Genomic DNA, 6,627 nt, shown 5'->3' on the forward strand with positions numbered 1-6,627 from the left:
CCGTTGTGGGCGCAGGAAATTTGAGAGGAGCTGTCCTTAGTACGAGAGGACCGGGATGGACGTACCTCTGGTGTACCGGTTGCAGACCAACTGCACAGCCGGGTAGCTATGTATGGAACGGATAAACGCTGAAGGCATCTAAGCGTGAAGCCGCCCTCAAGATAAGATTTCCCATTCTTCGGAAGTAAGATCCCTTAAAGATAATGAGGTAGATAGGTTGGAGGTGTAAGCACAGTAACGTGTTCAGCTGACCAATACTAATAGATCGAGGGCTTGACCTAATAAAGATTTTATGATATAATGTTTGCTGTATTCGGTTTTGAAGGTGTAAACTTTCAAACATAGTATAATCCTCGATAGCTCAGCGGTAGAGCATCTCTTACTTGCTTTGCAAGCCTGCTGTTAACCGGAGGAGGTTAACAAAGAGAGCAAACTGAAGGGCAAAAATCGAAGACATTATTCCTCGATAGCTCAGCGGTAGAGCATCCGGCTGTTAACCGGAGGGTCGTTGGTTCGAATCCTACTCGGGGAGTTTATGGTCCGTTGGTCAAGGGGTTAAGACACCGCCCTTTCACGGCGGTAACGCGGGTTCGAATCCCGCACGGATCATATGGCGCCATAGCCAAGTGGTAAGGCAAAGGTCTGCAACACCTCTATCCCCGGTTCAAATCCGGGTGGCGCCTCTGGAAAGTCCCGGTTTCACAGAATTAGCTGTGGGGTTGGGGCTTTTTTTATTGCGTAAAAAAGGAATTTGCCTTTTGTCTGCTTTGTCATAGAAGGTGGGACAGGAACCGTCAGATAGCCCAAAGAATGGCGGATTTTCCCCATTTTTTTAGCAGATGTCGAAACGAGGGAGAAGAAAAAGAAAAGAAATCCATAATTTTACTTGACGAATTGAACAAAGCGCGTTATAATAACAACAGTTACGGCGCCATAGCCAAGTGGTAAGGCAAAGGTCTGCAACACCTCTATCCCCGGTTCGAATCCGGGTGGCGCCTCTCAAAGCATTCGCATATTGCGAATGCTTCTTTTTTTGTGTTATATTTAGATAAATATCAAAATATTATTGACACGGAATGAAAAAAGAAATAGAATACATTTAGATATATATCTAAATAAAAACAGGAGGCGATGATATGGGCATACAGGAAACTTGGAAAGCCATGAGTGATCCTACCAGACGGGAAATATTGCGTCTGCTGCGTGATAAACCTTTGACGGCGGGAGAGATTGGCGAGCATTTTCCGGCAACAGGAGCCACTATTTCGCATCATCTGGCGATTTTGAAACAGGCAGGGCTTATTAGTGACACAAAACAGGGAAAATATATTTTTTATGAGTTGAATTTATCGGTTTTAGAAGAAATGATGAGCTGGATGACAGCTCTGATGGGAGGCGATCACCATGAAAGGGAAAACGTTTCTGCTGATTCTGCTGAGCATACTGCCCCTGCTGATGGTGGCAGTTCTGTATCCTAAACTGCCGGAAATGGTGCCTGTTCATTGGGACTTGGATGGCGGTGTTACTTACGGGGAAAAAATCAAACTATTTCCTTTGGCAGGACTGAGCCTTGTATTTGGGATTTTCATGCCCTTTTTGGCAAAGATTGACCCCAGAAAACAAAATTATGAACGGTTTGCAGACGCCTATTTTGGTACCAGAATCATTCTGCTGGTGTTTATGATCGTTATGATGTCCATCACCTTGACAGAAAGCCTATATCCTGGTTTTTTGCAGGTGGGGCGTGTAGTCTGTGCCATGGTGGCAGTGATGTTTATCCTTCTGGGAAATCTGATGCCGAAGTTTAAATCCAATTTTTTCACAGGCATGAAAACACCTTGGGCACTGAGCAATGAAAATGTTTGGAACAAAACACAGCGGCTGGGCGGCAGACTATTTTTCTTTGGCGGCTTGGTGATTCTTATCAGTTGTTTTATGGTTCCAGAAAAACAGTTGTTTTGGGGCACCATGGGTATTATGCTTTTGATTTGCCTGATTCCTACGGTCATGTCCTATCTTTGGTACCAACAAGAAGCACATGGGGAAGAAAAGTAGGGCAGATGTAAATTTTCTGTTTGGAACTGGTGGAAAATCATTGACGGGCTTTTTGGAAAAAGATATAATTATGACGCTTGGAAGTATGGAAAAACATTGGTTTTTGACGCTTTCGGCGTCTTTTTATATTCAAAAGAAAAGAAAGGAGCAATCAGTAAATGACAAGAAAAAAAGATGTGTTTGTCATCGGACATAAAAATCCCGACACAGACTCTATTTGCTCTGCAATCGCATATGCAAATTTGAAAAATAAAATTTCTGACGGTAATTATGTACCCAAAAGAGCTGGGGAAGTCAGCAACGAAACCCAGTATGTACTGGACTTTTTCGGCGTGGAAAGCCCCGCATTCATCAACCACGTTGGTACACAGGTAAAAGACGTGACTATCAAGATCACACCCAGCCTGTCTAAAGAAATGTCTCTGAAAAACGCATGGATTACCATGAGAGATATGCAGGAAGCGACTATGCCTATCGTAAACGAAGGCAAACTGGAAGGCATTATTTCTGTCAAAGATATTGCTACAGCCAACATGGATATTTACGAAACAAGAATTCTGGCAATGTCCAAAACAAAATATTCCAATATTCTGGATACCATTGACGGTACCATGGTTGTGGGCAATCCAGAAGATGTGGTGCCGCAGGAAGGGAAAATCCTCATTGGTGCGGCAAACCCTGATCTGCTGGAAAACTATGTAGAACCCGGCGATATTTTGATTACAGGGAACCGTTTTGAATCCCAGCTTTGTGCCATTGAAATGAACGCAGGCTGTATCGTTGTCTGCATGGGTGCGCCTGTTTCCAAAACCATTCAGAAACTGGCAAAGGAAAACAACTGCTCTATCATCAGCACACCCCATGACACTTACATGACAGCAAGACTGATCAGCCAGAGTACACCTCTGGGTTACTTCATGCGGAAAGAAAATCTGATTACATTTAGCGAAGATGATTTTATCAGCGACATCCGCGGCACTATGGCAAAAATCCGCCATCGTGATTTCCCTGTGCTGGATCGTGACGGCAATTATATCGGTATGCTGTCCAGACGTTCCTTGCTGGAAATGGACAACAAAAAAATCATCATGGTAGACCATAACGAAAAATCTCAGGCTGTTGACGGTATTGAAGAAGCGGAAATTCTGGAAATCATCGACCATCATCGTCTGGGCACACTGGAAACATCCATGCCCGTATATTTCCGTAACCAGCCCGTTGGCTGCACTTCCACCATCGTATATCTGATGTATCTGGAAAATCAGGTGGAAATCGACCCCAAAATGGCTGGGCTCATGTGTTCCGCGATTCTGTCTGATACATTGATGTTCCGTTCTCCCACATGTACCCCTGTGGACCAGAAAGCCGCAGAAGCCTTGGCAAAAATTGCAGGCATTGATATTCAGGAACATGCGGAAAAAATGTTCCGTGCAGGCAGCTCTCTGGCGGATAAAACACCAGAAGAAATCTTCTATCAGGACTTCAAGAAATTCAGTGCAAATGGCGTGAACTTCGGTGTAGGTCAGATTTCCTCTCTGGATAAAACAGAACTGGAAGAACTGCGTCCGAAAATTGCGGAATTCATGGAAAACTCCGACAGAAACGACGTGGATATGATGTTCTTCCTGCTGACAAATATCATGGAAGAATCTTCTGATATGGTGTTTGTAGGCGAAAACGCAAAAGAACTGGTGGAAGCTGCTTTCGGCGCGCCCGCAGGCGAAAATCATATTTACCTGCCCGGTGTGGTTTCCAGAAAGAAACAGTTTGTACCCCGTGTGCTGGGTGCCATCCAGCAGTAAGGCGGTTTTGATATGAAAACTTACAAAATGGTGTTGTGTTATGATGGCAGTCGGTACAACGGCTGGCAGAAACAGGGCAACACAGATAATACCTTGCAGGAAAAACTGGAAAAAATCCTCACAGAAATCGCCGGCGTAGAAACAGAAATCGCCGGTTCCGGTCGGACGGACGCAGGCACCCATGCCAAAGGGCAGGTTGCCAGCTTCCGCATGGACTGGAAAAGAACAGCCGCAGAACTTTTGACGGAAATCAATGGACGTCTGCCGGAAGATGTGGGCGCTCTTTCTCTGGAAGAGGCGGAACCCAGATTCCACGCCAGACTGAACGCCAAAGCAAAGCGATATGTCTATACCATCTGGACGGGAGAAATGCCTCCCGTTTTCTGGCGGAAATACAGTTTCTGGTGCAAAGACGAATTGGACGTGGAAGCCATGAAAGAAGCGGCTTCTGCCTTTGTGGGTACCCATGACTTCAAAAGTTTCTGCGCAAACAAACGTATGAAAAAGTCTACGGTGCGCACCATTTATGATATTAACATCGAACAGAAGGAACAACGTCTGGTGCTGTCTTTTACAGGCAACGGCTTTTTGTACCAGATGGTGCGGATACTCACAGGCACCCTCATTGAAGTAGGGGAAGGCAAACGCAGTCCCATGGAAATGGAAGAAATTCTGGCAGCGGAAAACAGGGAGGCAGCTGGCTTTACAGCACCTTCCCGCGGCTTGATGCTGGATGAAGTATTTTATGAACCTTATGGGAAAGGAACGGAGATGCCATGATTCGGATTGCTGACTTAAAACTGCCTTTGGGCAGAGAAGAAAGCCTGCTGAAAAAACGGGCGGCAAAACAACTGCATATCCCTGTGGAACAAATCACATCATGGCGGATTTTCAAAAAATCACTGGATGCCCGGAAAAAAGACCGTATCCATTATGTTTGCGTGGTGGATGTGGCTGTGAATAATGAAAGCAAGGTGCTGGCAGGGGTGAAAGGGAATAAAAACATTTCCAAAACCCCGGATTTGTCCTATCATTTCCCGGAAGGCAAATGTCAGATGGAAAAACGCCCGGTGGTAGTGGGCTTTGGTCCAGCTGGTATGTTTGCGGCACTTCTTTTGGCGCAGATGGGTTTGAAGCCCATTGTGCTGGAACGGGGCGGTGATGTGGACAGTCGAAAGGAAGCTGTGGACAAGTTCTGGAAGACAGGCGTGCTGGATGTGGATAACAACGTCCAGTTCGGCGAAGGCGGCGCAGGGACATTTTCTGACGGGAAACTGACCACCCGCATCAAAGATCCTAGATGCCGAAAGGTGCTGGAGGAATTTGTAGCAGCAGGCGCGCCGAAAGAAATCTTGTACGACAGCAAGCCCCATATCGGTACAGACTTGCTCCGTGGTGTCGTGAAAGAAATCCGGCAGAAAATCATATCTTTGGGGGGCGAAGTGCGCTTTTTCTCCAAAGTGACAGATATTTTCTCGGAAAATGGCATGGTGACAGGCGTAGAAATCAATGGAAAAGAACGTCTGGATGCTTCTGATGTGGTGCTGGCATTGGGACACAGTGCCAGAGATACCTTTACCATGCTTTATGAAAAAGGCTTTGCTCTGGAACAGAAGCCCTTTGCCATGGGGGTGCGTATTGAGCATCCGCAGGACATGGTCAATGTTTCTCAGTACGGCGAAGCGGCAGACCAGCTTCCAGCGGCAGATTACCGTCTGACTTATACCACCACGAAAGGCAGAGGGGTCTATACCTTCTGCATGTGCCCCGGCGGCTATGTGGTGGCAGCGGCTTCAGAAGAAGGTCGTTTGGCTGTCAACGGCATGAGCGAACACGCCAGAGATGGGCAGAACGCCAATTCCGCATTGCTGGTGCAGGTGTTCCCTGAGGATTTCGGAAGTGAACATCCCCTTGCGGGCATGTATTTCCAGCGGGAATTGGAAGAAAAAGCCTTTCAGGCTGGCGGAGGCAACTATACAGCCCCTGTCCAGACTGTAGGCAGCTTTTTGCAGAACAAAGAAAACGCTTTTGGGCAGGTGCGTCCGACCTATGCGCCCAAAACGGTTTTTGCGGATATGAAAGAAATTTTCCCGGACTTTATGACGGAAGCCATGGCGGAAGCATTGCCGGCGATGGGTCGGCGGCTGAAAGGCTTTGACCGGGATGACGCTGTGCTGACGGCTGTGGAAAGCCGCAGTTCTTCTCCTGTGCGTATTTTGCGTGGAGAAGGGGGACAGAGCCTTTCTCTGACGGGATTATATCCCACAGGTGAAGGGGCAGGCTATGCCGGCGGTATTGTGTCAGCGGCTGTGGACGGCGTTGTGGCGGCAGAGCATATTTTCCGCAGACATGTAAAATAAAGAAAATTTGAAGTGGATTCCCTTCATGTTTAGGGCTTGCTTCATAAGAAAAAAGATAGCTGGAGTCTTTGAGATACAAAAGATTCCAGCTATCTATTTTTGTACGCCGAACAGGTATGACAAAACCCCCAGTTCAACTGGGGGTAGGTAAAAATACTTTAGTATAAGAAAGAAACCTCCTGCGTTATAATGAAAATGGTCTGGCAACCAAAATTATAGAAGCAGGAGGTTTTGTCAATGAATGACATAAGAAGTTTATCACATTCCAAATGGAGATGCAAATATCATATTGTTTTTGCACCTAAATATCGCAGACAGGTGATTTATAAAAAGTTAAAAGCAGATATTGGGAGGATATTAAGAGAATTATGTGAAAGGAAAGGTGTAAATATTGTAGAGGCGGAGTGTTG

General features: G+C 46.2%; 5 protein-coding genes, 4 tRNA genes, 1 rRNA gene and 1 pseudogene. All 11 read left to right on the top strand.

From position 1 onward, the window contains the following. Window positions 1-281: ribosomal RNA gene (locus BUB35_RS17530) — 23S ribosomal RNA — on the top strand; the annotation flags it as partial. Between the two features lie 179 nt (window positions 282-460). Next, window positions 461-532 (top strand) — tRNA-Asn (locus BUB35_RS17535). Between the two features lie 5 nt (window positions 533-537). Next, window positions 538-609: transfer RNA gene (locus tag BUB35_RS17540), tRNA-Glu, on the top strand. 3 nt (window positions 610-612) lie between these two features. Beyond that, window positions 613-683: transfer RNA gene (locus BUB35_RS17545), tRNA-Cys, on the top strand. Window positions 684-927: 244 nt separating this feature from the next. Next, window positions 928-998 (top strand) — tRNA-Cys (locus BUB35_RS17550). 138 nt (window positions 999-1,136) lie between these two features. Beyond that, window positions 1,137-1,415 (top strand): annotated as a pseudogene (locus tag BUB35_RS17555) (autorepressor SdpR family transcription factor); the annotation flags it as partial. Window positions 1,416-1,455: 40 nt separating this feature from the next. Further along, the gene (locus BUB35_RS17560) at window positions 1,456-2,055 is read left to right on the top strand and encodes an SdpI family protein (protein ID WP_272872664.1); all 600 of its coding nucleotides are present in this window, start codon (window positions 1,456-1,458) and stop codon (window positions 2,053-2,055) included. A 158-nt stretch (window positions 2,056-2,213) separates the two neighbouring features. Next, a complete protein-coding gene (locus BUB35_RS17565; protein WP_072853833.1) occupies window positions 2,214-3,857 on the top strand; it encodes a putative manganese-dependent inorganic diphosphatase in 1,644 nt (547 codons plus the stop codon). Window positions 3,858-3,869: 12 nt separating this feature from the next. Further along, window positions 3,870-4,637, top strand: coding sequence for a tRNA pseudouridine(38-40) synthase TruA (gene truA, locus BUB35_RS17570; RefSeq protein WP_072853835.1), 768 nt, complete (start codon window positions 3,870-3,872; stop codon window positions 4,635-4,637). After that, window positions 4,634-6,217 carry an NAD(P)/FAD-dependent oxidoreductase gene (locus tag BUB35_RS17575; protein WP_072853837.1) on the top strand — a complete coding sequence of 528 codons (1,584 nt, stop codon included), beginning with the start codon at window positions 4,634-4,636 and terminating at the stop codon, window positions 6,215-6,217. Before truA ends, BUB35_RS17575 begins: the two co-directional genes overlap by 4 nt. A 237-nt stretch (window positions 6,218-6,454) precedes the next feature. After that, window positions 6,455-6,627, top strand: a 173-nt coding sequence (gene tnpA, locus BUB35_RS17580; RefSeq protein WP_143185497.1) for an IS200/IS605 family transposase, incomplete at its 3' end; no start/stop codon positions are given.

It is taken from the genome of Anaerotignum lactatifermentans DSM 14214 (genome assembly GCF_900142265.1).
Taxonomy (GTDB): domain Bacteria; phylum Bacillota; class Clostridia; order Lachnospirales; family Anaerotignaceae; genus Anaerotignum; species Anaerotignum lactatifermentans.

Excerpts from the sequence above, each read along its gene's own strand:
- BUB35_RS17565 (WP_072853833.1), top strand. The coding sequence starts at position 2,214 with ATGACAAGAAAAAAAGATGTGTTTGTCATCGGACATAAAAATCCCGAC.
- truA (WP_072853835.1), top strand. The coding sequence starts at position 3,870 with ATGAAAACTTACAAAATGGTGTTGTGTTATGATGGCAGTCGGTACAAC.
- BUB35_RS17575 (WP_072853837.1), top strand. The coding sequence starts at position 4,634 with ATGATTCGGATTGCTGACTTAAAACTGCCTTTGGGCAGAGAAGAAAGC.
- BUB35_RS17560 (WP_272872664.1), top strand. The coding sequence starts at position 1,456 with ATGGTGGCAGTTCTGTATCCTAAACTGCCGGAAATGGTGCCTGTTCAT.